Source organism: Pseudomonas sp. CF161, assembly GCF_000416215.1.
In the GTDB taxonomy this organism is placed as follows: Bacteria; Pseudomonadota; Gammaproteobacteria; order Pseudomonadales; family Pseudomonadaceae; genus Aquipseudomonas.
In genome coordinates this window covers 1-25,256 of sequence record NZ_ATLP01000052.1, presented here as the reverse complement: position 1 = coordinate 25,256, position 25,256 = coordinate 1, and the positions used below count along the sequence as shown (strand labels likewise).

22 protein-coding genes are annotated in these 25,256 nt (G+C 61.9%); 12 read left to right on the top strand and 10 right to left on the bottom strand.

Going from position 1 to position 25,256, the window contains the following annotated elements:
* Positions 1-191: 191 nt before the first annotated feature.
* Positions 192-1,112 carry a GntR family transcriptional regulator gene (locus tag CF161_RS09035; protein WP_020296270.1) on the top strand — a complete coding sequence of 307 codons (921 nt, stop codon included), beginning with the start codon at positions 192-194 and terminating at the stop codon, positions 1,110-1,112.
* A 158-nt stretch (positions 1,113-1,270) separates the two neighbouring features.
* Here the strand turns inward: CF161_RS09035 and CF161_RS09030 are convergent, their stop codons facing one another.
* Positions 1,271-2,854 (bottom strand): hypothetical protein, encoded by a 1,584-nt coding sequence (locus tag CF161_RS09030; RefSeq protein WP_020296269.1) that lies wholly within the window; start codon positions 2,852-2,854, stop codon positions 1,271-1,273.
* 315 nt (positions 2,855-3,169) lie between these two features.
* Here CF161_RS09030 and CF161_RS09025 point away from each other — a divergent pair, with 315 nt between their 5' ends.
* Complete coding sequence (locus tag CF161_RS09025; RefSeq protein WP_020296268.1) at positions 3,170-3,805, top strand: LysE family translocator; 636 nt, start codon at positions 3,170-3,172, stop codon at positions 3,803-3,805.
* A gap of 187 nt (positions 3,806-3,992) precedes the next feature.
* Here the strand turns inward: CF161_RS09025 and deoC are convergent, their stop codons facing one another.
* Positions 3,993-4,676 carry a deoxyribose-phosphate aldolase gene (gene deoC / locus CF161_RS09020; protein ID WP_020296267.1) on the bottom strand — a complete coding sequence of 228 codons (684 nt, stop codon included), beginning with the start codon at positions 4,674-4,676 and terminating at the stop codon, positions 3,993-3,995.
* Positions 4,677-4,791: 115 nt separating this feature from the next.
* Between deoC and deoR the strand changes: the two genes are divergently transcribed.
* On the top strand, positions 4,792-5,562 hold the full coding sequence (deoR, locus tag CF161_RS09015) for a DNA-binding transcriptional repressor DeoR (RefSeq protein WP_043228982.1): 771 nt from the start codon (positions 4,792-4,794) through the stop codon (positions 5,560-5,562).
* Between the two features lie 20 nt (positions 5,563-5,582).
* On the opposite strand, the gene CF161_RS09010 is transcribed toward deoR, so the two are convergent.
* The 4 genes from CF161_RS09010 to CF161_RS08995 all read right to left on the bottom strand — a co-directional run bounded on the left by CF161_RS09010 (position 5,583) and on the right by CF161_RS08995 (position 9,835).
* Complete coding sequence (locus tag CF161_RS09010; RefSeq protein WP_020296265.1) at positions 5,583-6,656, bottom strand: aldose 1-epimerase family protein; 1,074 nt, start codon at positions 6,654-6,656, stop codon at positions 5,583-5,585.
* Positions 6,653-7,984, bottom strand: coding sequence for an L-fucose:H+ symporter permease (gene fucP / locus CF161_RS09005; RefSeq protein ID WP_020296264.1), 1,332 nt, complete (start codon positions 7,982-7,984; stop codon positions 6,653-6,655). Before fucP ends, CF161_RS09010 begins: the two co-directional genes overlap by 4 nt.
* A 67-nt stretch (positions 7,985-8,051) precedes the next feature.
* Positions 8,052-8,972 (bottom strand): ribokinase, encoded by a 921-nt coding sequence (gene rbsK, locus CF161_RS09000; RefSeq protein ID WP_020296263.1) that lies wholly within the window; start codon positions 8,970-8,972, stop codon positions 8,052-8,054.
* Between the two features lie 317 nt (positions 8,973-9,289).
* Positions 9,290-9,835, bottom strand: a complete 546-nt coding sequence (locus CF161_RS08995) for a cytochrome b (RefSeq protein WP_043228980.1) — start codon at positions 9,833-9,835, stop codon at positions 9,290-9,292.
* A 205-nt stretch (positions 9,836-10,040) separates the two neighbouring features.
* On the opposite strand from CF161_RS08995, the gene CF161_RS08990 reads away from it, so the two are divergent.
* From CF161_RS08990 to CF161_RS08950, 9 genes are all read left to right on the top strand, one after another.
* On the top strand, positions 10,041-10,718 hold the full coding sequence (locus tag CF161_RS08990) for a thermostable hemolysin (RefSeq protein ID WP_020296261.1): 678 nt from the start codon (positions 10,041-10,043) through the stop codon (positions 10,716-10,718).
* Positions 10,708-12,189: an AMP-binding protein gene (locus tag CF161_RS08985; RefSeq protein ID WP_020296260.1), complete on the top strand. Its 1,482-nt coding sequence runs from the start codon at positions 10,708-10,710 to the stop codon at positions 12,187-12,189. Before CF161_RS08990 ends, CF161_RS08985 begins: the two co-directional genes overlap by 11 nt.
* Positions 12,186-12,860, top strand: a complete 675-nt coding sequence (locus tag CF161_RS08980; protein ID WP_020296259.1) for a TenA family transcriptional regulator — start codon at positions 12,186-12,188, stop codon at positions 12,858-12,860. The genes CF161_RS08985 and CF161_RS08980 overlap by 4 nt, the downstream gene beginning before the upstream one ends.
* Positions 12,847-13,656: an SDR family oxidoreductase gene (locus tag CF161_RS08975; RefSeq protein ID WP_020296258.1), complete on the top strand. Its 810-nt coding sequence runs from the start codon at positions 12,847-12,849 to the stop codon at positions 13,654-13,656. The genes CF161_RS08980 and CF161_RS08975 overlap by 14 nt, the downstream gene beginning before the upstream one ends.
* Positions 13,653-14,297: a tetratricopeptide repeat protein gene (locus CF161_RS08970; protein ID WP_020296257.1), complete on the top strand. Its 645-nt coding sequence runs from the start codon at positions 13,653-13,655 to the stop codon at positions 14,295-14,297. Before CF161_RS08975 ends, CF161_RS08970 begins: the two co-directional genes overlap by 4 nt.
* Positions 14,298-14,308: 11 nt before the next feature.
* Complete coding sequence (locus tag CF161_RS08965; RefSeq protein ID WP_020296256.1) at positions 14,309-14,971, top strand: response regulator; 663 nt, start codon at positions 14,309-14,311, stop codon at positions 14,969-14,971.
* Entirely contained in the window at positions 14,968-16,335 is a 1,368-nt protein-coding gene (locus CF161_RS08960; protein WP_020296255.1) for an ATP-binding protein, read from the top strand. The genes CF161_RS08965 and CF161_RS08960 overlap by 4 nt, the downstream gene beginning before the upstream one ends.
* Before the next feature lie 100 nt (positions 16,336-16,435).
* Complete coding sequence (chrA, locus tag CF161_RS08955) at positions 16,436-17,794, top strand: chromate efflux transporter (RefSeq protein WP_020296254.1); 1,359 nt, start codon at positions 16,436-16,438, stop codon at positions 17,792-17,794.
* 106 nt (positions 17,795-17,900) lie between these two features.
* Entirely contained in the window at positions 17,901-18,833 is a 933-nt protein-coding gene (locus CF161_RS08950; RefSeq protein WP_043228977.1) for a GGDEF domain-containing protein, read from the top strand.
* A gap of 171 nt (positions 18,834-19,004) precedes the next feature.
* On the opposite strand, the gene CF161_RS08945 is transcribed toward CF161_RS08950, so the two are convergent.
* From CF161_RS08945 to CF161_RS08930, 4 genes are all read right to left on the bottom strand, one after another.
* Positions 19,005-21,719 (bottom strand): autotransporter outer membrane beta-barrel domain-containing protein, encoded by a 2,715-nt coding sequence (locus CF161_RS08945; RefSeq protein WP_256206352.1) that lies wholly within the window; start codon positions 21,717-21,719, stop codon positions 19,005-19,007.
* Positions 21,720-21,912: 193 nt separating this feature from the next.
* On the bottom strand, positions 21,913-23,091 hold the full coding sequence (locus tag CF161_RS08940; protein ID WP_020296251.1) for an EAL domain-containing protein: 1,179 nt from the start codon (positions 23,089-23,091) through the stop codon (positions 21,913-21,915).
* Between the two features lie 382 nt (positions 23,092-23,473).
* Entirely contained in the window at positions 23,474-24,166 is a 693-nt protein-coding gene (locus tag CF161_RS08935; protein ID WP_020296250.1) for a response regulator, read from the bottom strand.
* A partial coding sequence (locus CF161_RS08930) for an ATP-binding protein (protein ID WP_043228975.1) occupies positions 24,163-25,256 on the bottom strand: 1,094 nt, incomplete at its 5' end. The genes CF161_RS08930 and CF161_RS08935, both read right to left, overlap by 4 nt.

Genomic DNA, 25,256 nt, shown 5'->3' with positions numbered 1-25,256 from the left:
AAACGGATCATCCGCCTGGAGCTCTTTGCAGCGCTCCGGCACTGCGCCATCGGCGTATTCAACAAGGGCCTGTACCACGATTGCCCGCCAGCCCACCCGCAGTCGCTGCGTATGGTATTTTCCACCTCCAGTCCGCCAGGGCCCCTGGGCCACCGCCAAGAGACTGCGGCCACTCCTTCGAGAAAGAACCCGTGATCAAGAAAGACCTCGCCTTGCAACTGGCCCCCCGCGTCCTCGACCTGGTTCGCGCCCGATCGATGCAGACCGGTGAGCCCTTGCGCGAGCAGACCTTCGCCGAGGCCCTGGGGGTTTCGCGCTCCCCTGTGCGGCGGGTGTTTGCCTTGCTCGCCGAGTGGGGCCTGGCGATCCACGAACCCAATCGCGGTTACTTTCTGAATCAGGACGCCGCGCAGATTCAGCAAGCGGCGGTCCCTGTTGCCAGCGACCCTTTCGACGACTTTTACCTGCGGGTGGTCGACGACATTCTGAGCGGCGAAATACCCGCCCATTTTTTTGAAGCACAACTGCTGCGCCGCTATGCAGTGCCGCGCGGGCAACTGCTCAAGGTATTGAACCGGCTGGCCGGCGAAGCCATGGTCGAGCGCAATCCCGGCCAAGGCTGGAGCCTCAAGGACTTCGTGCACAACACCCAGGCCCACATCCAGAGCTACCGCTTCCGCATGGCCATTGAGCCGGCCGCGCTGCTCGAGCCTGGCTATCAGGTCAATCACAGCGCGTTTGCCAAGGCCCGGCAGCAACAACAGGCCCTGCTCGACGGAGAGATCCAGACCTTGTCCCGCGCCCAACTGTTCGAGATCGGCGCGCAGTTTCACGAACTGATCGTGCAGGGCTCCGCCAATACCTTTTTCATCGACGCCATCCGCCAGCAAAACCAGCTCCGGCGCTTTATGGGCTACACGGCCAACGTCGATCGCACGCGTCTTGCGGCGCAATGCCGGGAACATATCCATTTGCTCGACCTCATCGAATCCGATCGGCGTGAAGAGGCCGCGCACTTTCTCTGGAAGCATCTGGACCACGTAGGCCGGCTCAAGACTCAGCAGGACGAGGTGCCCGCAAGCAACGCGATGTCGCCTGCACAGGACGATTGAAACCTCCCCCGACGCCGCCCCAGTGCGTTGCGGCGCAGCTTAGCACGATTGTTTCCTGTTAATACAAGATACAAAACAAACGATAAGCCCACCCCAAAGGGTGGGCTTACGCAGGCGTCGATGTGCAGGCTTTACCCCGGCCGGCCACAAGGGCTGGCTCAATCGTCCAGGGCTTTCTCGATCAAGGGGTCCAGCGCGACACGTGCCTGGCTCGAGAGTGATGCGGCCAGGAGGTTGACCGCGTCGATCACCTCGTCGCGCTCCAGGGTGTAGAGGAAGCCATGCTTGCGATTGAGCCCGGCGATCAGCTCGAGGAACGTGGCGATGGCCGCGGTGACCCGTTGGCTGTAGGCGCCCTCGTCGCCCCGGACGTCTTCAGCCTCGCGCACCTGGCGCAACGCCGCGATGTAGGCCGCGTGCACCTTCTTGACCAGGGCCGGGGCAAACCCTTCGCGGCCGTCCCAATGCCGCAGTGGGTTGTCGAGGTTCTCCGCCAGCCATTCGGGCTTGCGCGGTTTGCTCAGTGTCAGGTCCACCTGCGGCGCCTTCTTGTACGCCTTGCGCACCGCCGCCGCGACATCTGCCGGCAGGCTGTCCAGGCTCAGGCTGGTCAGGCTCGCCAGCGCAGCAGGCGCGGGGAAATCATCCGGGGTGTAGCCGAACAGGTCACAGAACCACAGCGCTTCAAGCTTCGCCAGCTCACTCAATGCCCCCAGCCCGCTCAGGGTCCCGGGGGCGCCGAACAGGTGCAGGTATTCGATGTGGGGGAAGGTGTCGACCACCTCCGCCAGGTCAAGCGCGCTCACCTTGGCCACCACCAGCCCGCGCAACTGGTCGAGCCCCTGTACCGCAGGCACCGTGCCGGTGGCCTGCAGCGAGATCCAGCGCCCGTTCTGGGCGGCCACCACGGTCAGCATCGGGCGCACATCAGCTGCAGGCTGGCTGAGGTCCTCGCTGGCGCCCAAGCGGTTGAGCGCGCCCTGGCCGTGGACGATCAGGGTGGTCAGGCTCTTGGGCAGGACCAGTCGTTCAAGGCCCGCGATGTCGATCACCAGCCGTTCAAGGCAGGTGGCCGAGAAGTCGAGCTCGCGCTGATCGTGCTTGAGCAGCGACAGCTCGGTGACCAGGGGCGCGCTGCGCAGAAAAGGGATCAGGTCGTCGCGCCAGGCGTGCAGGAACACCTGGTGCAGCAGCGGCCAGGCACGCAATGAGGCCATGTTGAAATCGCCGCTGATGCGGTAGGCCGCGTCATCGCTGAAGCGCGAGGCGGCCCTGACGCGCATTTGCATCGGCTGCTCGTTGTCGGCACAGAGGAGCCCCGGAGCAGTGACCAGGGCGTCGCTGTCCAGGCTGGCCTTGAACGTCTGGGTCAGCTCGCCGGGCAGCGCATTCCAGACAGACTGGCGGGCGATGAGATCGCCGAAGTCCCAGCCGCCATAGCTGTTGGATTCGCTGCTGCCCCGCGGCGGCAGGATGCCGATGCTGCAATACGCCTCCGGCACGGGCAAGGCCAGGTGCATGACGATTTCCTGGTCGTTCCAGAACATGAAGTTCTTCACGAAGCGCGGGGCATCCGCCACATCATCCAGCGTCGGCATCTGCTCGCCGGTCCAGTCCAGCAATGCCACCGTGACCTGTTGCTTGTCGGGGTCGAGCGCCAGGATCTGGCACGCGCCAAAACGGCCAATGCGCGCAATCGGAAAACCCAGCACCTCGCCAGGTGCCGGCATCTGCTTTGCCATGGGTAAAGTCCTCGATAAAGGCGCCGTCCTCGCGCCCGAACCGGCGAGTCTATAGGGCCGGCTTTTCAGTGGCGAGACCCGTCGCCGGCTGATGGCCGAGTACTGCCAGGCCGCGTTGACGACGGGCCTGGCGCGGCGGGGCAAGCCGGATCGCAACGCTGTATGTCGTTTTGTTGTTCGATCTGTATCTAACACACGGCTGTCGGGCGCCCTACTATCGGCGCCATCGAGTCGACTGCCTCGGCGCTGGCCAATACCCTCGGGTAAGGGGCCGGCGCAGTACCGATTCTCTTCTCTGTTTTCAGGAGTCACCCCATGCCCGAACTGTCCAACCTCGTCGCCTACGGCCTGATCTCCCTCGGCATGGTGCTGACCCCGGGGCCGAACATGATTTACCTGATCTCACGCTCGATCTGCCAGGGACGAATGGCCGGGTTGATTTCCCTGGGCGGCGTGGCGCTGGGCTTCCTGGTCTACATGCTGTGCGCGGCCCTGGGCATCACCGCCTTGCTGCTGGCGGTGCCCTATGCGTATGACGCCCTGCGCCTGGGCGGCGCGCTGTACTTGCTGTACCTGGCCTGGCAGGCGGTCAAGCCCGGCGGACGCTCCGCGTTCCAGGTGCGGGACCTGCCCCAGGACAGCCCGCGCAAGCTGTTCACCATGGGCTTTGTCACCAACCTGCTGAACCCCAAGGTCGCGGTCATGTACCTGTCGCTGATGCCGCAGTTTATCGACCCCACCGGCCCCGGTTCGGTGCTGACCCAGTCCCTGGTGCTGGGCTCGACCCAGATCGCCATCAGCGTGAGCGTCAATGCGCTGATCGCGATGATGGCCGGCTCCATTGCCGCCTTCCTCGCCGGCAAGCCGGTGTGGCAGTTGGTGCAGCGCTGGCTGATGGGCACAGTGCTGGCGGGCCTGGCGGTGCGCATGGCGGTTGAAGGGCGGCGCTGAGGCGAGTTGCTGGGGGGTGGCTGCCCCGCCCCCTGATTCGGCCCAGCCCCGAGCGCCCGCCTGCCTCCAGCAGTTGCACAGCCCCGTCATGCAATTGAGCGGTCCGTTGCACCCTGTTCGGCAACGAAAAAAGGAGCCGAGGCTCCTTTTTTTCAAACATCGACAAGCGTCGAAGGTGCTGGCGAAATCAGTAACCCGCCCCGCCCTCCGGCTTGCCACTGACAATGCTCACTCCCGAACTGGTGCCCAGGCGCGTAGCGCCGGCTTCGATCATGGCCACTGCGGCCGCGTAATCACGCACCCCGCCCGACGCCTTGACCCCCATCTGCGGGCCGACGACGCGGCGCATCAGGGCGATGTCTTCGGCGGTGGCGCCACTGCGGCTGAAGCCGGTCGAGGTCTTGACGAAGGCCACCCCCAGTTCACGGCAGATTTCGCAGGCGCGGATCTTCTGCTCCTCGTCCAACAGGCAGGTTTCGAGGATCACTTTCAGTGGCACCGAACCGCAGGCTCGATGCACCGTGGCGATGTCGTCGCGCACCGTGTCCAACAGGCCCTCGCGCAACGCGCCGATATTGAGCACCATGTCGATCTCGCCCGCACCTGCGGCAATTGCCTGTTGGGCTTCGAAGGCTTTACTCTCGCTCAGCCCGGCGCCCAGCGGGAACCCGACCACCGCGCAGACCTTGACCTTCTGCCCGCTGAGCAATTGAGCGGCATAAGGCACCTGGCCCGAGTTCACGCACACGGAATAGAACCCGTACTCCTGCGCTTCTTTGCATAACACGGCGATCTGCTGCCGCGTCGCGTCAGGCGCCAGCAAGGTGTGGTCGATAAACGGTGCAAGTGCTGCGGGTGTGATTGAGGTCATGAAATCCGTTCCTGGTGAAGGAGCACGATGGGCGTAATACGTTAGAAAGCACGCCCAACAGATGTTAATATAATACCAACAAATGATGTAATTACAACATTACTAGCCGATCGGAATGCCTGTGGAAAGCAAACAATCAGAACGCATCAAACTGATCCAGCAAGCCCTGCAGGACCAAAAGGCGATCCATCTGCGGGAAATGGCCGGGTTGCTGGAAGTCTCGGAAATGACCCTGCGCCGGGATCTCAACCGCTACCCGGACAAGTTCCATCTGCTCGGCGGGCATATCACCCTGGCCTTCGACCCGGCCGACGCGCCCGACTACAAGGTCACGGAACAGGGCACCCGCCACGTGGAAGAGAAACGCCGCATCGGCAAGCTCGCGGCCGGGTTTATCAAGGGCGGCGACACGGTGTTCTTCGACTGCGGCACCACGGTGCCCTTCGTGATTGATTTCATTGCCGATGAGCTGGAGTTCACCGCGGTCTGCAACTCGCTCAACGTGCTGCTCAAGCTGCAACAGAAGCCCAACTGCAATATCGTCCTGTGCGGCGGCACCTTCCATCGCAAGAACCAGGTGTTCGAGCATGCCGACGAGAGCAGTATCCTCGACAGCGTGCGCTTGACCTGGGCCTTTATCTCGGCCGCAGGCGTCAGCGAAACCTTCGGCGTGACCTGTTTCAACTTCAATGAAGTCGCGGTCAAGCAGAAGGTCTTGCGCCAGGCCCAGCACTGCATGCTGCTGGCCGATCACAGCAAGTTCGACGTCGTGCGCACCGCGCATTTCGCCACCCTGGACCAATTCAACGTGGTGGTCTCCGACAAGAAGCTGCCCAAGCCCTACCGCGAACTGATCACCCAATACGGCGCGCAGTGGGTGGTCTGAACCACCCTCGCCGCCACACATCAGCCGCCCAGCTCATCGCGCAGGCGGCGCCGTTCTGCAGCCGACAGGTAGCCGGTGGTCACGTTGAACACTGCGCGTTGCCCGCCGGCCAATGAGCGCACATGGCCCTTGGCGTGTTCCGCCAGGTAGCCCTCGGGTTCGCAGGTGGCCGGCAAGACGAAGGCGGCCACGCCCTGGTCGGCGTTGTGCAGGATCCAGCGAGTGGCATGGGCGAACTGATCGGGTCGGTAGCGGGTGTAAAACGCCGGGCCTGCCGGGTGGTCCAGCAGAAAATGCGCATTGCCCGCGGTGTCGGCCGGGACCGAGTCAAAGAAACAGACGATTTCCGGGTCATGCAGCGCGGGCGTGTCCAGGGTCCTCAGGCGCGCGGGATCCTGGCTCAGCTGCGCCATGTAGGCCGACCACTCGGGGGTCGGCTTGACGTGGGCCGGCACGCTGCTGCGCACCCGCACCCGGGCTCCGGCCAGGGGCTCGACCAGGTTGCCCCCGGCAATGTAGGCGTAGTTCATGTGGGCCATGTACATCAATTCCATGGCCTTGCCCGCAAGGTTGGTGACCGCCATGCCGATATCAAACAGCCCCGAACCGGCGCGTAGGGTCAGGGTCGGGGTGGCCCGGTAATGGTCGCCAAAGCCCTGCACATACTCGTAGTCGCCACCCAGACGCAGGTACAGGCCCGCAGCGTCCTCGCCGACTTCGAGCCAGGCCGCGTCCATGGGCGCGCAAGGCATTTCGCCGTGCAGCGGGTGGTCATCCTCGGGAGCCGGGCAACCGTTGCGCAGCAGGCCGGCGTGGAACATAAAGCAGCCGTAGGTGCCGATCACCGTCGGGCTGGGCCTGGGCTGGCTGAACATATTGCGCATGGTCAGGTCGCAGCCATCGAAGGTCGCGGACCAGATCATCTGCCCCTGATAAGGCAGGGCCACCACCCGGCCACGGGCGTTCTCCAGCGCCAGGGCCTTGACCCCACTGGGGTAGGTCCAGGCCAGCACGCGAAAGTCGGCGGATTGCAGCAGGGTCTTTTCCACCCCGCTGAACTGCTCGGGAGACAAGGCCAGGGTGAAGGCATTCATGAGGCCACCACCGCACCGGCCCGAGGCTGCGTGGCACGACTGTGGCGCATGCAGGAATAGGCGTAGGCGACAATCACCACGAAGCACAGCAGGGGCACGCTGTAGGCCAGTTGCATATTGCCGTGGGTGGCGTCTGATAGCAGGCCCTGGAACACCGGAATCACCCCGCCGCCGACAATGCTCATCACCAGCAGCGAACCGCCGACGCTGGTGTCTTCACCCAGCCCTTCGATCGTCAGGCCATAGATGGTCGGCCAGCACGGCCCGAGGAAAATGCTCACCGCCACCGCCGCATACACCGCGCTGATATTCGGCACCAGGATGGTGTAGGCCAGCAGGACGATGGTCAGCACGCCGTAGATCGCCAGGACCTTGGCCGGGTGCAGCTTGCGCATCAGCAGGTTGGCGATCATCTTGCCCACGAAATAAGCGGCAAAGGTCGTCAGCAGGAACCAGGACGCGCTGCGCTCGTTCATCCCGCCCATTTGCATCGCCAGGCGAATGGTGAAGCTCCACACCCCGACCTGGGCCCCCACATACAGAAACTGCGCCAGCACCCCGAAGGTAAAGCGCGGGTTGCGCGACAGGCGCGCCAGGCTCTGGCCGAGGCTGGGCTTTTTCACGTCCGACCTGGCATTACCGCGGCACGCGGGGAAGCGGGTGATGGCGATCAGGATGAACATCAGCACCAGCACGGCGATCATCCATTTGTACGGCAGCAAGGTCGACTGGATCATTTCCAGCTGCTGGATGGCCGCCTCCGAGGCGCTCATCTGGGTCAGCTGTTCGTGGGTGGCGTCGGTGTCCTTGAACATCACGAAGCTGCCGACATACACCCCGGCCATGGCCCCGAACGGGTGGAAGGTCTGCGAGATGTTCAGGCGCCGGGTGCCGGTTTCACGCGGGCCCATCAGGGTCGAGTAGGTGTTGCAGGCGGTTTCGAGAAACGACAGCCCGCACGCGATCACAAACAGCGCCATCAGGAACATGCCGTAGGTGGCGGTGGATGCCGCAGGAAAGAACAGCGCGCAGCCCGCCATGTAGAACATCAGGCCGACCAGGATCGTGCTTTTGTAGCCGAAGCGGCGCACCACCATGGCCGCCGGAATCGCCACGAAAAAGTAACCCAGGTAAAACGCCGATTGCACGAAGGCGGTCTGGAAATCGCTGAGCAGGAAGGCTTTCTTGAAATGGGCGATCAACACGTCATTCATGCTGGCCGCAGCCGCCCACAAGGCGAAGATGCTGCACAGCAGCAAGAACGCGAACCAGGGCGTGCGGTTGAGGTAAAAGCCATCGGGGGTCTGTTGGAGCGGGACTTTTGTCATTGTTATTCTCCGTGGGATTCAGGGCGCATCAGCGCCACGCGGGTATGGTCAACTGCGTGAGCGGGGATCAACGCTCGTCAAAAAACTCGGCGAACCTGGCCGCATCGGGGTAGGAACTCTGGGTGCCAAGGGCGGTGACCGAGCAGGCGGAATACGCCACCGCCCGGGTCATGGCGGCACGCATGTCGCCGTGCTCGGTCCAGTAGTGGGCAAAGCAGCCGATAAAGGCATCACCGGCACCGGTGGTATCCCGGGCCACGACCTTGCGCCCCGGCACGTGAAACTCACCCTCCTCGCCCACATACAACGCGCCCTGTTCGCCCAGGGTGACGATGACGTGGCGAATGCCCTGGGCGGCCAATTCCCGGGCGGCACGCAGCGCACTCTCGGGGCCATCGACCGGCTTGCCGGTGATCAGCGCCAGTTCGCTTTCGTTGGGGATGAAAAAGTCTAGCTGCGCCAGGTGCTCACGGCTTAGCCCGGCGACCGCGGGGGCCGGGTTGAGCAACACTGGAATGCCGTGGCGCTTGGCAAAGTCGATGGCGTAATAGACGGTCGCCAGGTCGATTTCCAGCTGCAGCACCATCAGCCTGCATTCACGCAACGCCGCTGCTGCGGCGTCGATATCCGCCGGCTTCAAATGCGCGTTGGCGCCTTTGACAATCAGAATGCTGTTATGGGAATCGCTCTGCACGAAGATCGGCGCCACGCCGCTGGAGACGCCCGGCACCCGCGTGACATAACGCGAGTCGATGGCATGGCGCTGAAAATTGGCCAGGGTGTTATCGGCGAACATGTCATCCCCCAGCTTGGTCACCATCAACACCCCGCTGCCAAGCTTGGCCGCCGCCACCGCCTGATTCGCGCCCTTGCCGCCACAGCCCATGGCGAACCCCGGGGCCTCGAGGGTCTCGCCCTGCTGGGGCATCCGGTCGATATAGGTAATCAAATCCACCATGTTGCTGCCGATGACCGCGATCTTATTCATGGATATCTTTACCTTGTGCACGTCGTGGCAAGCACCACAGCGTTATTATTTTTGTTATTTAAATAACATTTGATGTGACTATTCAACCTTTTTCTTGTTGCCGTGCAAAAATCTGACCGCCGCCCGGGCGGTTCGCAGAAACAAAAACGCAGCCCAAAGGGGCTGCGTTGTGATGGGCATTGCTGCTCCACTGCTGGACACCGGCCCCCTGGATTTGCGCAACAGACGGCGGGTTGTCCGACAGCGACGGGGCGTGGGCACTGCGGCGGCATCAGCGCCAGGCCCAACACCCGGACCTGGCGTGTGCTGTATATCGCCTACGAGCGCCTTGGCAGCATCCGCGCCAGGGTGTTGTCACGTACCCAGTAATGATGGAACAGGCCGGCGCCGGCATGCAGAGCGATCAGCCAGTAGCCGGCGCTGCCGATCAGCTCATGCCACTCCTTGAATTGCCTCGCCAGGTCGGGGTCCACCGCCAGCGGCGACGGCAGCATGAAGCCGAAGTACGGCACCGGTTTGCCGGCAGCGCTGAGCATCAGCCAGGCCAGGGCCGGGGTCACGATCATCAACAGGTACAGGGCCAGGTGGGTTGCCCGCGCCAGCCCATTCTGCCAGGCCGGTGGCTTCGGCTCGATCGACGGGCGCGGCGTCAGGCGTCCCAGCAAACGGACCCAGACCAGGGCGAAGATAGCGATCCCCAGCACGGCGTGCATGCCCAGCAACGGCGCCTTCAGGGCATGCCCGCGCGGCAGCAGCCCCTTGAGTTCGATGCAGCCGTAAACCCCGACAAACAGCGCCAGCATCAGCCAGTGCAAGGTCATCGACAGTGTTGTGTACCGCTGTGTTTCTGAAGCATTAGTCATCACAGGCTCCGTCAGGATGAGGGGCGATTGCCCAATCGTTCGTGCAACCGCAGTTCGGCTTCACACCGATGTTACGCACGCACCCTGCCTGGCCAGTCTTAAGGGAGTCTGAAGATGCCCGCGAAAACTGTTTTGGCCACCTTCAGATTCGCTTAAGAAACCGCTCCGATACTCCTCCTTACTCAATTAGGGAGGCGCGCTGCCAATGCCCGATTTCAACTGGAACATCCCCCTGCCCCTGCGTTTTGGCAAAGCCGACAGCGCACCGATGACCCTGACCCGAGCCTTGGCCGACGAGGGTTCGCGTCCCGCCTTCGAAGCCTTTATCCAGCAACGTTTCCGCAAGGCCCATGGCGCCGATATCCGCCATTTCATGCCGCAGCTGTTCGGCCTGAGCGATGACCGCGGGCAGCTGTGTGCCGTGGCCGGCGTGCGTGTGGCCAGTGACGAGCCGCTGTTCCTGGAACGTTACCTGGACGAGTCGATCGCGCCACTGATCAGTGCCGCCGCCGATCAGCCGGTCGACCGCGAAGGCATTGTCGAGGTTGGCAACCTGGCGGCCAGTGACACCGGCAGCGCCCGCCTGAGCATCATCGCCATCACCTACCTGCTGGCCATGGGCGGACTGGAGTGGGTGGCCTTCACCGGCAACATCGGCCTGGTCAACAGCTTCCACCGCCTGGGCCTGAAGCCCGTCACCCTGTGTGCCGCCGACCCGCAACGCCTGGGGGACGACCGCCATCACTGGGGCAGTTACTACGAAAGCCAACCCTGGGTACACGTCGGCAATATCCGCGCCGGCTTTATCCATCTGCGCAACATGGGCCTGTTCGCCCGTCTCGGATTGTCCTGTGCCCTTGAGGAGTCCAGTCATGTCGCTTGAAGTGGAGCGCTTCCAACACACCTTGCGCGAGCATGCCGAGACCCGGGGCTTTGATATCGCCCTGTGGGACGACCACTTGCGGATCGACTACGCCACGCTGTATGCCGAAGTGCTGTATCGCCAGGAATGCCTGCGCGAAGAGTCGGTCAGTGTGGTCGCCCTGGCCCTGGACAATGGCGCCGAAGCCCTGCTGTGGGACCTGGCCATTCTGTTCGAAGGGCTGACCTGCCTGACCCTGCCGACCTTCTTCAGCCCCGCACAACGCCGCCATTGCCTGGAACAAAGCCAGGCGCAATGGGTGATCGCCGAGTCGCCGCTGGACGAAGAACTGCAAAGCGCCGGCTACCTCAAGAGCGGCACGATCTGGCGACGCTCGTTCAGCGCTCCAAGCCCACTGCCCGCGGGCACCGCAAAACTCACGTTCACCTCAGGCACCACCGGCACACCCAAGGGCGTTTGCCTGAGTGCCGACAGCCTGCTGCAAGTGGCACGCGAGCTGGAGCACGCCAGCCGCCCCAGCTTCGCGCAGCATCATTTGACCCTGCTGCCGGTGGCCATTCTGCTGGAAAACCTCGGCTGTTATGCCGCGCTCTACGCCGGCGCCACCGTGAGCCTGCCCAGCCAGAAAAGCCTGGGCATCCAGGGCGCCAGCGGGGTCGATGTGCCGCGCCTGCTGGGCTGCCTGGCCACCCGCAAGCCCCACAGCCTGATCCTGGTGCCGCAGTTGCTGTTGCTCCTGGTCAGCGCCGCCGAGCAACACGCCTTTGACCCGCGCAGCTTGCGTTTCGCTGCGGTGGGCGGGGCCCGGGTCAGCCTCGGCTTGCTGGAGCGCGCGCAACGCCTGGGCATGCCGATCTATGAAGGGTATGGCTTGTCGGAATGCGCCTCGGTGGTCAGCCTCAACCGGCCCCAGGCCGCACGCCCCGGCAGTGTCGGCAAACCCCTGCCCCACGTTCAGATCCGCCCGGCCGAAGACGGCGAAGTCATGATCAAGAGCAGCGCGCTGCTGGGGTATCTGGGGGACGTGCCGCGCCGCGATCCCTGGTGGCCCAGTGGCGATCTCGGCGAGTTCGATGCCGACGGTTTTCTCTACCTCAAGGGCCGCAAGAAGCATCAGTTCGTCACCAGCTACGGGCGCAACGTCAACCCCGAATGGGTCGAGGCCGAATTGACCCAACGCAGCCATATTGCCCAGGCCTTTGTGCATGGCGAAGCGCTGCCGCAGAACCACGCCCTGCTCTGGCCCCGTCATCCCGATTGCAGCGACGAGGAACTGGCCGCCGCCGTCGCCCAGGCCAACCAGGCCCTGCCCGAGTACGCCCGGGTGCACCACTGGAGCCGCCTGGATCAACCCTTTACCACCGCCAACAGCCTGCTGACCGCCAACGGTCGGCCGCGCCGCGACGCCATCGCCGAGCGCTACCGAACACAGCTCGACACCTTCATGTCCTCCGAGGAAGCCCCATCATGAGTTTTTTCGACACCCTGCAAGAGGCCACCCAGGCCGAGCGCCAGGCGCTGTTCAACCTGCCGATCATCACCGATGCCCTACAGGGCCGGGTCAGCCTGGAAAGCTACCGCGCCTTCCTCGCACAGGCTTACTACCACGTGCGCCATACGGTGCCCCTGATGATGGCCTGCGGCGCGCGCCTGCCCTCACGCCTGGAATGGCTGCGCAAAGCCGTCTGCGAATACATCGAGGACGAATACGGCCACGAGCAGTGGGTTCTCAATGACATTGCCGCCTGCGGTGGCGACCAGGATGCGGTACGTGACGGCACGCCCTCACTGCCCATCGAACTGATGGTCAGCTTCCTCTACGACCTGATCGCCCGGGGCAACCCGGTGGGTCTGTTCGGCATGGTCAATGTGCTGGAAGGCACCAGCATTGCCCTGGCCACCCACGCCGCCGGCAGTATTCGCGAGCGCCTGGCCCTGCCGGAAAGCGCCTTCAGCTACCTCAGCTCCCATGGCTCGCTGGACATCGAACACATGCAGACCTATCGCCGGCTGATGAACACCCTGGAGGACCCGCAGGACCAGGCGGCGGTGATTCACGCCTCGAAGGTGGTGTACCGGCTTTATGCCGACATGTTCCGCGCCCTGCCACGGGACGAGGAGCAGCAGCATGCGTCTATCTGAAGCGCGGGTGGTACTGACCGGCGCCAGCGGCGGCATCGGCCTGGCCATCGCGGGCGCCCTGTGTGCCCAGGGTGCCAAGGTGCTGGCCGTGGCCCGTCACGGTGCCCCCCTGGCCCATCTGCTGGAGTTATACCCGCAGCATCTGTGCTGGGTCGCCGCGGACCTGACGTTTCTCGCCGACCGGCGCAAGGTGCTGGTTGCGGCCCAGGCCATTGGCGGCATCAACCTGCTGATCAACGCCGCCGGGGTCAACCACTTCGCCATGCTCGAACAGCTCGATGACAGCGAGATCAACGCCATGCTGGCGGTGAACATCAGCGCGCCCATCTGCCTGACCAAGACCTTGCTGCCGCTGCTCAAGGAGGCCGAGAGCGCCATGGTGGTCAATGTCGGTTCCACCTATGGCTCGATCGGCTACGCCGGATTTGCCAGCTACTGCGCCACTAAATTCGCCCTGCGCGGGTTCTCCGAAGCCTTGCGCCGCGAGCTGGCCGATACCCGGGTCAGCGTGCTGTATGTCGCCCCACGGGCCACCCGCACCAGCATGAACAGCCCTGAGGCCCAGGCCTTGAACGACGCCCTCAAGGTCAATGTGGATGACCCGCAGACCGTGGCCAATGCGGTGATCCACGCCATTGCCAGCGACCGGCGGGATTTGTACCTGGGCTGGCCGGAGCGTTTTTTCGTGCGCCTCAACAGCCTGCTGCCAAACCTGGTGGACCGCGGCGTGCGCAAGCAATTGCCGTTGATTCGCCGCCTCAGCCAGAAGCCTGACAACGAGAACCCCCAGCCATGAAAAAACTGATCACCTGTCTGCTCCTGGGGGCCTTGAGCCAGAGTACCTGGGCCCTGGACAACGCCGACCAGCAACGCCTGAGCGGCATCCAGCAACGTTGGGCGCAGATCCAGTACCAACTGCCGGCCGCACAGCGCACAGCCGCTTTTGAACAGCTGGCGGGCCAGGCCTCGGCGTTTACCCGCGAGCGCCAGTCGCTGGCCGAAGCCTGGATCTGGTCGGGTATTGTCACCAGCAGTTGGGCCGGTGCCCAAGGCGGGCTCGGGGCACTGAGCAAGGCCAAACAGGCCAAGGTCGACCTGGAAAAGGCCCTGGCCCTGGACCCCAACGCCCTGCAAGGCTCGGCGTACACCAGCCTGGCGGCCTTGTATGATCGCGTACCCGGCTGGCCCATTGGTTTCGGCGATGCCGACACGGCAGAACACCTGCTGAAACAGGCCTTGCAACTCAACCCCAACGGGATCGACAGCCTGTACTTCTGGGGGGATCATCTTTACCGTCAAAAACGCTACGCCGAGGCCAAGCAGGCGCTGCAACAAGCCCTGCTCGCCGCGCCCCGTCCCGGCAGGGAAATAGCCGACAGCGGGCGGCGCAAGGACATTGAGGCGTTGCTGCTGGACGTCAATCAAAAACTCAACTGACAGGAGTCAGCGTGCGTTTATTACTCATCGAAGATGACGTGGCCCTGGGTGAGGGTATTCACCAAGCCCTGGGTCGCGAGGGGTACACCGTCGACTGGTTGCAGGACGGCAGCAGCGCGCTGCATTCGCTGCTCAGCGAAACCTTTGACCTGGCCGTGCTCGACCTCGGCTTGCCGCGCCTGGACGGCCTTGAAGTGTTGCGCCGCCTGCGTCAAAGCGGCTCGACCCTGCCGGTGCTGATCCTCACCGCACGCGACGCCACCGAAGACCGGATCGCCGGGCTGGATGCCGGCGCCGATGACTACCTGATCAAACCCTTTGACCTCGATGAATTGAAAGCCCGGCTGCGGGCACTGCTGCGGCGCAGCGCCGGGCGCGCCCGGGTGTTGATTGAACACGCCGGCATCAGCCTGGACCCCAGCACCCAGCTGGTCTCCTACCAGGGCGAGGCCGTGGCCCTGACCCCCAAGGAATACCAACTGCTCTATGAGTTGCTGTCGCCACCGGGACGGGTCATGACCCGTGAGCGCCTGATGCAACTGCTCTACGGCTGGAACGAAGAAGCCGAAAGCAACACCCTGGAGGTGCACATCCACCACCTGCGTAAAAAATTCAGCAGCGACCTGATCCGCACCATCCGTGGGGTCGGCTATCTGGTGGAGGAGCGCCGATGAGTTCGATCCGGCGCCGTACCCTGACCTTGATCATTGGCCTGCTACTCACCGGCCTGCTGATTCTCAGCCTGTTCAACCTGCATGACAGCAACCATGAAATTGCCGAGGTGTATGACGCCCAACTGGCACAGAACGCACGCCTGCTGCTGGGGGTGATGCACATGCCCCTGGCCAGCAAGGAACGCGGGGAGCTGTACCAGGCGTTCAACAAGGCCCTGGGCGACGCGATGCCCAGGGTCGACGGGCACCCTTACGAAAGCAAGATCGCCTTCCAGGTCTGGAACAACCAGGGTGAAGTGCTGGTGCATACCGCCAGTGCCCCCGCCTTCAGCACCCCGCCGACGGCCCCCGGCTTCAGTGATGTGCTGGACCTTAACAACCGTCAATGGCGCGCCTTTATCCTCGAAGACTCAGCCAACAACCTGCGAATCTGGGTCGGCGAACGGGGCGACGTGCGTTCCGACCTGGTGGAGCGCATCGTGCGCCATACCCTCTGGCCCAACGTGCTGGGCAGCCTGATTCTGGCAGCCATGGTCTGGCTGGCCATCGGTTGGGGGCTCAAGCCCCTGGCGAACATGGCGGCGATCTTGCGCGCACGGCACTCCGGCTCATTGGAGCCGTTGCAACTCCAGCCCTTGCCCAGCGAACTGGAACCGATGCAGGCGGCCTTGAACCGAATGCTGGCGCAAATCCAGCAGGTGCTGGGACGTGAACGACGGTTCATTGCCGATGCGGCTCATGAGATGCGCACCCCCCTGGCAGTACTCAGGGTTCATGCACAAAACCTGTTGGAGGCCGGGACCGAGCAAGAGCGTCGCGAATCGCTCATGCACCTGATCAATGGGGTAGACCGCACCAGCCGCCTGGTCAACCAACTGCTGACCATGGCCCGCCTTGAGCCCCAGTCCGTGGCCAAGGAGCTGCCGTCCATCGATCTGCTGGGCACCATTCGCGAAAGCCTGGTGCAAATGACGCCCTGGCTGCTCAACAAGGGGCTGGAATTGGTGTTCGAAGCCGATGACGAGGCATGCCCGGCCCGGGTCGAAGCGGCAACCATCAACATCGCCCTGAACAACCTGGTGACCAACGCCGCGAATTTCTCCCCCGAGCACGGGGTGATCACCGTACGCCTCAAGCGCCAGGCGCAGCATATCGAGCTGTCGGTGGAGGACCAGGGGCCCGGCATCGACGAGTCGCAAAGAGAACGGCTCTTCGAGCGGTTCTACAGCCGTGGCAATGACCAGGGCGCAGGGCTGGGGCTGACCATTGTGCAAGCCATTGCCGTTCGCCTCGGCGGACAAATCAGGCTGGAAAACATCCAACCCGCGGGGCTGCGCGCAACCCTCGAAATGTCACTGACTTAATTCAGGCTTTGACCACCACCGCGTAGTGGCAGCCGGCGCCATGTTCGACGCTGTGCTCACCGAATGTGTGTGTGTGTACGCGCAGAACAGGAGCAACCCGATGAGCAAGGTTTTGGCCCCCGCCGCTGAGCACCCACCGTCGACGCCGCAAGCCGTCAGCCTTCGCGAGGCCTTCGGGTTTTGGTTGCGGCTCGGGTTCATCAGTTTCGGCGGGCCCGCGGGGCAGATTTCCACCCTGTACCAGGAGTTGGTGGAGCGGCGACGCTGGATCTCCGAGCGACGTTTTCTGCATGCCCTCAACTACTGCATGTTGCTCCCCGGGCCGGAGGCGCAGCAGTTGGCAACCTACATCGGCTGGCTGATGCATCGGACCTGGGGCGGGGTCATCGCGGGCGTGCTGTTCGTGCTGCCCTCATTGTTCATCCTGATCGCGTTGTCGTGGATGTACATCGCCTTGGGTGAAGTCCCGGTGATGGCCGGGTTGTTCTATGGCATCAAGCCTGCCGTGACCGCGATCGTCGTCCAGGCCGCCCAGCGGATCGGCTCTCGGGCCTTGAAAAACACCTGGCTCTGGGCAATAGCCGCGGCCTCGTTCACCGCCCTCTTCGCGTTCAATGTTCCATTCCCGCTGATCGTTGCCGGCGCCGCACTGATCGGCTATGTCGGCGGACGCCTGGCGCCGGAGAAGTTCAGAACAGGTGGCCATGCCACGAACAAAAGATCCTTCGGGCCAGCCTTGATCGATGACGACACTCCGCCCCCGGAGCATGCCCGGTTCAGCTGGATGAAACTGGCATCGCTGGGGCTGATTGGCGCCACCCTCTGGGCCGTGCCGATGGGCATTCTGACCGCACTCTTTGGCTGGGAAGGCACCCTGACCCAAATGGGCTGGTTCTTCACCAAAGCGGCCTTGCTGACGTTTGGCGGGGCTTACGCGGTGCTTCCGTATGTCTACCAGGGTGCGGTCGTTCACTACGGCTGGCTGACACCGGCACACATGATCGATGGCCTGGCATTGGGCGAGACGACACCCGGGCCGCTGATCATGGTCGTGGCCTTCGTCGGCTTCATCGGGGCCTATGTCACGCAAGTGTTCGGTAGCGAGCATGTGTTTCTGGCTGGCGCCGTCGCCGCCACCCTGGTGACCTGGTTCACCTTCCTGCCCTCTTTTCTGTTCATCCTCGCCGGCGGACCGTTGGTTGAATCAACCCACAACGAACTCACGTTCACCGCCCCCCTCACCGCCATTACCGCAGCCGTGGTCGGGGTGATTCTCAATCTGGCGTGCTTCTTCGGTTATCACGTGCTTTGGCCACAGGGATTGAGCGGCAGCCTCGATTGGCCGTCGGTGCTGATCGCGATTGCAGCGGCGATTGCCTTGTTCCGGTTCAAGCGGGGAATCATTCAGGTGCTGATGGCCTGCGCACTCGTCGGATTGGCGGTGCATCTGCTGCGCTGAAAGCGCCAAAAAAAACCGTGCGCTCCGACAGCAACTACACTGCAAAAAACCCAGTCCCATTGGATCCGAAACGGATTCGATCCTCCTTGAAAACAGCGAATTTCACATGAATATTGAAATTCTTAAACAGGCAGTCATGGACTCAAGAGATGGCATTACCATTTCCGACAACAGCCTGAATGACAATCCATTGATCTTTGTAAACCCGGCCTTTGAGCGTATGACCGGCTACTCAGCCGAAGAAATAACCAACATTAACTGTCGCTACCTGCAAGGCAACGACCGAGAACAACCCGAACTGGAGATTGTTCACAATGCCATCAGCCAGGGTGAATACTGCCTGGTGACCTTGCGCAACTACCGTAAGGACGGCGCCATGTTCTGGAATGAACTGAGCATCTCGCCGATCCACGATGACACGGGGGCGGTCACTAACTTTATTGGCATTCAAAAAGACGTCACCTCTCGTGTCCTGATCCAGCAACAGTTACGCGATGAACATCAGTCACTCGAACAAATGAAAATGCACTTCGAACAGCTCTCGATAAAAGATGGGCTGACCGGCATTTACAACCGCCGTTTCTTTGATACGCAGTTGGAAATCCAATGCAAAATTGCCTGCCGCAACGGCGACGCGTTGACACTGGCCATGATCGATGTCGATCACTTCAAATCCTTCAACGATCTTTATGGGCATCCCGCGGGCGACAAGGCGTTGATACGCATCGCGGACAGTTTGAGTCATACCTTCCAGCGCGGCTCTGACTTTGCAGCCCGCTATGGCGGCGAAGAGTTTGTGATCCTCTCCAACGGCATGACGCACGACCAGGCCAAGTTGTATGTCGAATCGCTGTGCCAACGTGTACGGGATCTGAAAATACCGCACTGCGCGTCCACCTCGGGCTATTTGACCATCAGCATCGGCTTTTCGGTTCAGACCTTCGGCCCGCTGCAGCCGTCCAGTGCCTTAGTGGCACAAGCCGACAAAGCGCTTTATAGGGCTAAACAACGGGGCAGAGATCAGTTTTTCAGTTTCTAGACGCTTGATGCCCGCGGCAAAGGACGGTGTTGGCTGACTGTCCTTAGCCACTCTGCCCTCCTCCACACCGCGGACGGGTCATAGGGATTCCATGGCGGGCGGCTGCCCCGCGGGTAAGGTGATGATGAAACTAAAACATCCCGCCTACAGGGCGCACGACCTTCAGCCGTATCAGAACGCGTAACTGGCTTTAAGGGTGCCCGCCCCGCCCTCACGCTCACCGACGTAACCTTGCACACCCACATCGATACTCAGGGCCTCGGCGCTGGCCAGTGGGTTCATGGTTACACCCAGCTCAACGATCCCTGTGCTACCGCCGAGCCCGGGTTTCTCGATTGAAAGGTCGTAGGCACTGCCTGACACATCACCTTTGAACTCATGCTCATAGGCGGCCCCCATATAAGGTTTGATTCTCGGTGTGTAGGCGTAGCTGTAACGGCTACCCAGGCGCAGACGGGAGCTGTCCGAGGTATTGAAACTCAGGGTGTCTTTACCGATGCTGACCTTGTCCGCCTCCAGCCGGGTCCAGGTGTAGCGGCTGTACACATCCAGCGACTGCTGTTGATCCAGATTCAGCACATACCCCACTGCACCATGAGCACCGTAGTACCTGGACTTTTTGTTGTAGGTGCCACGAACCCCCTCGGCATCTGTCAGGTCATGGCTGTCAAAGCTCAGGTCAGCATTACCCGTACGTACCGATCCATCGAGGTACAGCCCCGCATGCCCACGGGTACTCGATGAGGGCGTTTTGTTCAGCGCAGTGCCGGCGACGTCCATATGGAACAACGCACCACCACCGGTGTAACGCACATTGCCGGTGCCATGGACAGAGCCGTAGTCAGAGAAGCGGTTGTAGCTGTCGTAATCACCATCACCCCGCTCAGCAAAGACACCCAGGGTCATCGCGCTCTGGTCTTTGAGCTCAAGGCCGGTGGCCACGCCGAAGAGCAGGTTGACCCCCCGTACATCAACATGAGAGCCCGTGTTGTAACGGCTGGAACCACCATTGAGCAGCACGAATGGCGTCAGGTTGATCCCGTCCTGCCGGGCTCGTTTAACACTTGAATCAGCGGCACTGATTGCGTAATCACTGATCAAATCCGCCCCTTGATTGGTGAAAGCAAGGGACGCTGCGCGACCTTCCAGGAAGGCTTTTGAAGTCGGGTTGATTCGCCCGGCAGGCGTAGCGTCCTGCTTGCCGTCAATGCTCAAAACGAGGCCGTCATTGCGGGTCTTCAGGCTGGCATCGTAAAGGATGAAATGCCCCTGCCTGACCTGCTGGGTGGTCAGCGTTGGAGTGCCTTCAGCCTTATCGATAAGGGTCACAACGTCACCCGCATTAAGGCGATTGCCATCGTTTTCCATGGCAATCGTGTGCCGGGTGTTATCAAGCTGGACCTTGTCGGTGCCCGTGATCTTGACCAGGGTGTCCTGGTTGACCACGTCCTTGGGCAAGACCCAGTTATAGGTTTCAAAGTTGTAGATGCCGGCCAGCGAGCCCCTGTAGCCATTGAGATTAAGGGTGTTGCCAGTAAAGGCCCTGCTGTTTTGCACCGTGCCATCGCCGTCAACGCTATAGCCGCCATAAACCGAGCCGGCGATCGTCAAGTCAGGGCCTTGCAGCGTCACGCTATTGTTATTGGCGTTCCCGCCCAGACCGGCGAGGCCACCGCTATCGGTATCCGCAGCGCCGCCGCTGCTGTAGCCACCGTAGATATCACCAGAGAGGGATGACGTGCCTGAGAGGACGATGCTGTTGTCAGTGACTTGACCACCGTTGCCGCCAGCATCCGCACCGGTGCCGCCGACACTCAAGCCGCCATAGACACTGCCGCCGTTCATGCCCGCCATGCCGTCAGCACTGCTACCACTGCCGCCACTGCCGCCTGCTGCCCCCGTCAGCGTCACATTCGTGAGGAGCAACTGGTTGTTGGTGACCTTTCCTGCCGCACCGCCACTGCCGCCGGACAGGTCCAGGAAATCGAACAAACCCGCAGCGCCACCAATGCTCAGGCCGCCATACACACTGCCGCCACCCATACCGCCAACACCGCCCGAGGTAGAGCTTTGAACGGCTGTACCACCGTCGCCACCTTTTGAACCTGTCAGCACGACATCGGTCAAGGTCACCGAGTTGTTGTAAACATCGCCCCCACTACCGCCATCACCCTTCATGCCTCCGCCGGCGCCACCGATACTCAACCCGCCATAAATGCTGCCGCCACCCATGCCGCCAACGCCGCCTGCGCCGTTTCCGCTGCCGCTGGAACCGCCAGTACCGCCGGCGGCCCCCTCTAACAGCACCTGCCTCAGCGTTAGGGAGTTGTTGTAAACCGAACCGCCGTTCCCACCGACACGAACCGAACCCGAACCGCCGGAGCCACCCACACTCAACCCGCCATAAACACTGGCGCCGCCCATACCGCCAACACCGCCACCGCTGCCGTATTGCAAGTCCTTGCCATTGAATGCTGTTTGCCCGTCCCAGCTGTACTGGACATTACTCACCGTCACCTTATTGCCAGAAATATCGACTGCGTGAGTGCCGCCATCCGCGCCGACATCCACACCTCCATAAATTACATAGGGCGCGACAAGGGCACTGCCACTCGAACCCCAAACTTCCCGAGTTGCAGCATCAGGATCACCGACAGTAACGGTGTTATTCGATACATCACTGGGCACCAGGCTGTTGTTCGGGGTCGATGTATCTCCCGTTGGATCCGCCCTCAGATCAGATGAGTTCCCGGTATATGTGATGTCTGCAGCAACAGCAGATGATATAGGGGTGACGGCGGAACCTACAGATGCCACAACTAAAAAAGTCAGGCGTATCGCAGAACCGTTGCGGGTGCGTGGGAAGTACTGGAGGTTATATTTCATAAACATCTCATTGGAACTGATGAAAAGATAAACAATGACCCAACAATCGGAGCTTTCCGGGGCGCGTTTCGCGACAGCGCATTCCCGCACAATCAAGGCTGGCGCTTAGTTAATTGGAGTGAATGCTCATTCCTTGTCTGAAACGGCAGTCGCAGACCGGAAAGACCACATCGATAAGGACAGCCAGAAGCAGTTATAAGCTTGGCTTAAGTGTCTTTATGGACCTACGCTCCAACATGAGCGCAAGTAATTCAGCTGCAGGCTTGGGCGAATAGAAAAAATCCCCCTGGGCCAAATCGACGCCCAATTCTTTCAAGTACGGGAGCGAGTTCTGCGTCTCGACTCCGTCGATGACCACCTTGGCGCTGACAGACTTGGCCAGCAATGACACGCCTTTAATAATCTGATCGTTATTAATGGAGAACGACGGCTTCAACAAGCTCGAACAGATCTTTATCTGGGTGAACGGAATGTCCGCCAGGATCTTGATCAACGAACACCGGACATCATATCGACACAGGCACAGGCATATTCCAGCACTCACCAGCACGGTGATGTTTTCAATGCAGTCCAGGCTCATGGGATTGGTTGGTGTCCAAGCCACATCAAGAAACACGTGGTTGAGCGGCACACCCGCGGCCTTGATGACTTTAACCAGCTCTTCGCCAAATTGCTTGGTGCCCAACAGCTGCCAATCAAGGCTATAGGAGAATGTCAACGGCTCGCCAATACTGCCCAGGTACCTATGCAGCCTTAGAGCAGGGTTCAACACGCAGTTAAAAACCTCGCTCTGCAGAACGGGTGAAGTAAACAACCCGCCAAACGCTTCCAACACTGTCGCGCCATACTCCGGGTGCAGCCACTGCGCCACTACTTGCACACCGACTATAGTCTCCGTACTCATGCAGAGCCGCGGTTGAAAGTAAGGCTGTATTTGCTTGGCCTTGAGTGCCTGGTTAGTTATATCTTCGGACAACGGCGACTCATAAAGCCGATCACCCTGCTCCGCCAGACGCCTGCTGGAGCCACAATGATCAATGACTATCTTCTTAACCGCCAGTGCCTTTCTAACCAGACTGTCAAACCCTGCGCCACTTTCAGTCAACGCATAAAAGCCGGCATTATATTTGTTTGACTTGACCTGCAAACTTTGAACGCCCCACTTCAGCCCTCCCGCTAACGCTTCAGATATGACGATCGAAAAAAAAGACACCCGTTCGCACAACGCCTTGAACACCCCAAACTCGTTCAGGGTTTTAAAAGAATCGCACACCACCAGATCTATTTTCTCTTGCGCCGGAGGCAGCGCTACGGCGTCGACACCACCGACAACATGGATGCGTTCGACGCCAGCAGCCTCTAACTTAAACACTAACGAACTGGATCTTGAGGCACTCGAACAAAAGAGTATTACTGTTAGAGTTTTCACGTTACATGAGGTCATCTTGCGAAACTTTTTTGATCGTACGCGTCGCATTCCCTCAAGAAAATAAGAAAATTCTTAATTCTATTCAGCCCACCATAAGTGCCTGCCGAGCCAAGTTGCGGTTCAAGTCATCGGCCAGTAATACCGCAGCAACCTGTCGATCGCACCCACTTCTTATAGAACTCGCTGCGCCAGTGGAGAGGTCCACTGAAACCCGTCAGCCATTAAGCTCCAGCCCCTTGATGAACCCCAGGCAGCAACGGTATTGGCTGACCGCCCCTGGCACGCCGTCCCCTGCACCTTGCGCACAGGGGCCCGCGATTGACCGCTACAGCCCCATCAACCGATACCCCACCTGCAACTCGGTAATGAAGTGCGCCGGCTGGGCCGGATCGGCTTCGAGTTTCTGGCGCAGGTGGGCCATGTGCACGCGCAGGTAGTGAAAGCGCTCCACGTAGTCCAGGCCCCACACTTCCAGGAGCAATTGGCGGTGGGTCAGGACCCGGCTCTGGCCGCGAATCAGGGCGCAGAGCAAGCGGTATTCAATGGGCGTCAGGTGCACCGGCGCGCCCTCGCGGCGCACCTCGTGGGTGGCCAGGTCGACCTCGATGCTTCCGAAGGCCACCTTGCTGGTGGCGGCGGTGGTACTGGCTTGCACATGGCGCCGCAGTTGGGCGCGGATACGCGCCAGCAGCTCCGGCACACCGAAGGGTTTGACCAGGTAATCGTCGGCGCCGGCATCCAGCGCCGCCACTTTCTCGTCCTCGCGGTCTCGGGCCGACAACACCAGGATCGGCACCGCCAGCCAGCCCCGCAGTTCGGTGATCAGCTGTTTGCCATCACCGTCCGGCAGGCCCAGGTCGACGATCACCAGGTCCGGCTGGCGGCTGGCTGCGTGGATCAGCGCGCGTTTCACGCTGTCGGCCTCGAACACTTGAAAGCCCTCATCCTGCAAGGCGATGCCGACAAAACGGCGAATATTGGCCTCGTCTTCGACGATAAGGATGCGCGCACTGGTCATAGGGATTCCATGGAGGGCGGCTGCCCCGCGGGTAAGGTGATGATGAAACTGATGCCCGGGCCGGCGTGAGGCTGGGCCTCGATGCGGCCGCCGTGGGCTTCGATAATGCGCCGGCTCAAGGCCAGCCCCAGGCCGATACCGGCCACCGAAGATTCCTGCCGACCCCGGGTGAAGGGTTCGAACAGGCTGTGCAGCGAGCTGCCCTCGGGGCAGCCCGGCCCGGCATCGCTGACCTGCAGGACGATACTGTGCTGCTCCTCCCGGGCCTTGATCTGAATCAGGGTGCCGGCGGGCGTGTACTTGGCGGCGTTATCCAGCAGGTTGACCAGCACCCGTTCGAGCAACAAGGCGTCGACCTCCACCAGCGGCAACTCGGGGTCCATGGCTGTGCGCACCACATGCCGGGCCAGGGGCTCGCGCAGTTGGCGCAGGGCGCTGCCGACGATTTCCTCCAGGGAATGCCACTGGCGATTCAGGCGCACCCCGCCCTCTTGCATGCGCGCCATGTCCAGCAGGTTTTCGATCAGGCGCTGCATGGAGCTGGCCTGTTCGTGGATGCCGCCCAGCAGGTCCTGCAACGGGCCCGGTGGTGCGTGGGGGGCCGCAGCGTCCGCCGCGCCGATGATGGTGGTCAGCGGGGTGCGCAAGTCGTGGGAGATGGCGGCGAGCAAGGTGTTGCGCATGCGTTCGCCTTCCATCTGCACCAGGGTGCTCTGCGCCACCTCGACGTAATGCACCCGCTCCAGGGCGATGGCCAACTGGCTCATGCAGGCCTCCAGCAAGCCCTGCTCCTGGGGATCGGCCAGGCGCTCGGCCTCGGCCAGCTCCAGGACCAACACGCCGCGCACCCGCATCGGGGCCTTGAGCGGCAGGTAGCGGCCCTTGGCCGCGGCCAGGGTGTCGGTGCCCTGGCCCGCGGGCTGGTCATGGTCATAGGCCCATTGCGCAATGCTTTCATCCAGGGCAAAAGCCCCGCTGCCGACGCCGTGCACGCTGCCCGCCAGGTCCGGCAGGGCCAGGCCGACCCGCGCGTCGAACACGCCACTGAAGGTGCGCAGGGCCACCTCGCTGATCTGCTCCACCGTCAGCG

What these genes read in the sequence shown, in the direction of transcription:
- CF161_RS09030 (WP_020296269.1), bottom strand. Translation starts at nt 2,854, where the DNA reads ATGGCAAAGCAGATGCCGGCACCTGGCGAGGTGCTGGGTTTTCCGATT.
- CF161_RS09025 (WP_020296268.1), top strand. Translation starts at nt 3,170, where the DNA reads ATGCCCGAACTGTCCAACCTCGTCGCCTACGGCCTGATCTCCCTCGGC.
- deoC (WP_020296267.1), bottom strand. Translation starts at nt 4,676, where the DNA reads ATGACCTCAATCACACCCGCAGCACTTGCACCGTTTATCGACCACACC.
- deoR (WP_043228982.1), top strand. Translation starts at nt 4,792, where the DNA reads ATGCCTGTGGAAAGCAAACAATCAGAACGCATCAAACTGATCCAGCAA.
- CF161_RS09010 (WP_020296265.1), bottom strand. Translation starts at nt 6,656, where the DNA reads ATGAATGCCTTCACCCTGGCCTTGTCTCCCGAGCAGTTCAGCGGGGTG.
- fucP (WP_020296264.1), bottom strand. Translation starts at nt 7,984, where the DNA reads ATGACAAAAGTCCCGCTCCAACAGACCCCCGATGGCTTTTACCTCAAC.
- rbsK (WP_020296263.1), bottom strand. Translation starts at nt 8,972, where the DNA reads ATGAATAAGATCGCGGTCATCGGCAGCAACATGGTGGATTTGATTACC.
- CF161_RS08995 (WP_043228980.1), bottom strand. Translation starts at nt 9,835, where the DNA reads ATGACTAATGCTTCAGAAACACAGCGGTACACAACACTGTCGATGACC.
- CF161_RS08990 (WP_020296261.1), top strand. Translation starts at nt 10,041, where the DNA reads ATGCCCGATTTCAACTGGAACATCCCCCTGCCCCTGCGTTTTGGCAAA.
- CF161_RS08985 (WP_020296260.1), top strand. Translation starts at nt 10,708, where the DNA reads ATGTCGCTTGAAGTGGAGCGCTTCCAACACACCTTGCGCGAGCATGCC.
- CF161_RS08980 (WP_020296259.1), top strand. Translation starts at nt 12,186, where the DNA reads ATGAGTTTTTTCGACACCCTGCAAGAGGCCACCCAGGCCGAGCGCCAG.
- CF161_RS08975 (WP_020296258.1), top strand. Translation starts at nt 12,847, where the DNA reads ATGCGTCTATCTGAAGCGCGGGTGGTACTGACCGGCGCCAGCGGCGGC.
- CF161_RS08970 (WP_020296257.1), top strand. Translation starts at nt 13,653, where the DNA reads ATGAAAAAACTGATCACCTGTCTGCTCCTGGGGGCCTTGAGCCAGAGT.
- CF161_RS08960 (WP_020296255.1), top strand. Translation starts at nt 14,968, where the DNA reads ATGAGTTCGATCCGGCGCCGTACCCTGACCTTGATCATTGGCCTGCTA.
- chrA (WP_020296254.1), top strand. Translation starts at nt 16,436, where the DNA reads ATGAGCAAGGTTTTGGCCCCCGCCGCTGAGCACCCACCGTCGACGCCG.
- CF161_RS08950 (WP_043228977.1), top strand. Translation starts at nt 17,901, where the DNA reads ATGAATATTGAAATTCTTAAACAGGCAGTCATGGACTCAAGAGATGGC.
- CF161_RS08945 (WP_256206352.1), bottom strand. Translation starts at nt 21,719, where the DNA reads ATGAAATATAACCTCCAGTACTTCCCACGCACCCGCAACGGTTCTGCG.
- CF161_RS08935 (WP_020296250.1), bottom strand. Translation starts at nt 24,166, where the DNA reads ATGACCAGTGCGCGCATCCTTATCGTCGAAGACGAGGCCAATATTCGC.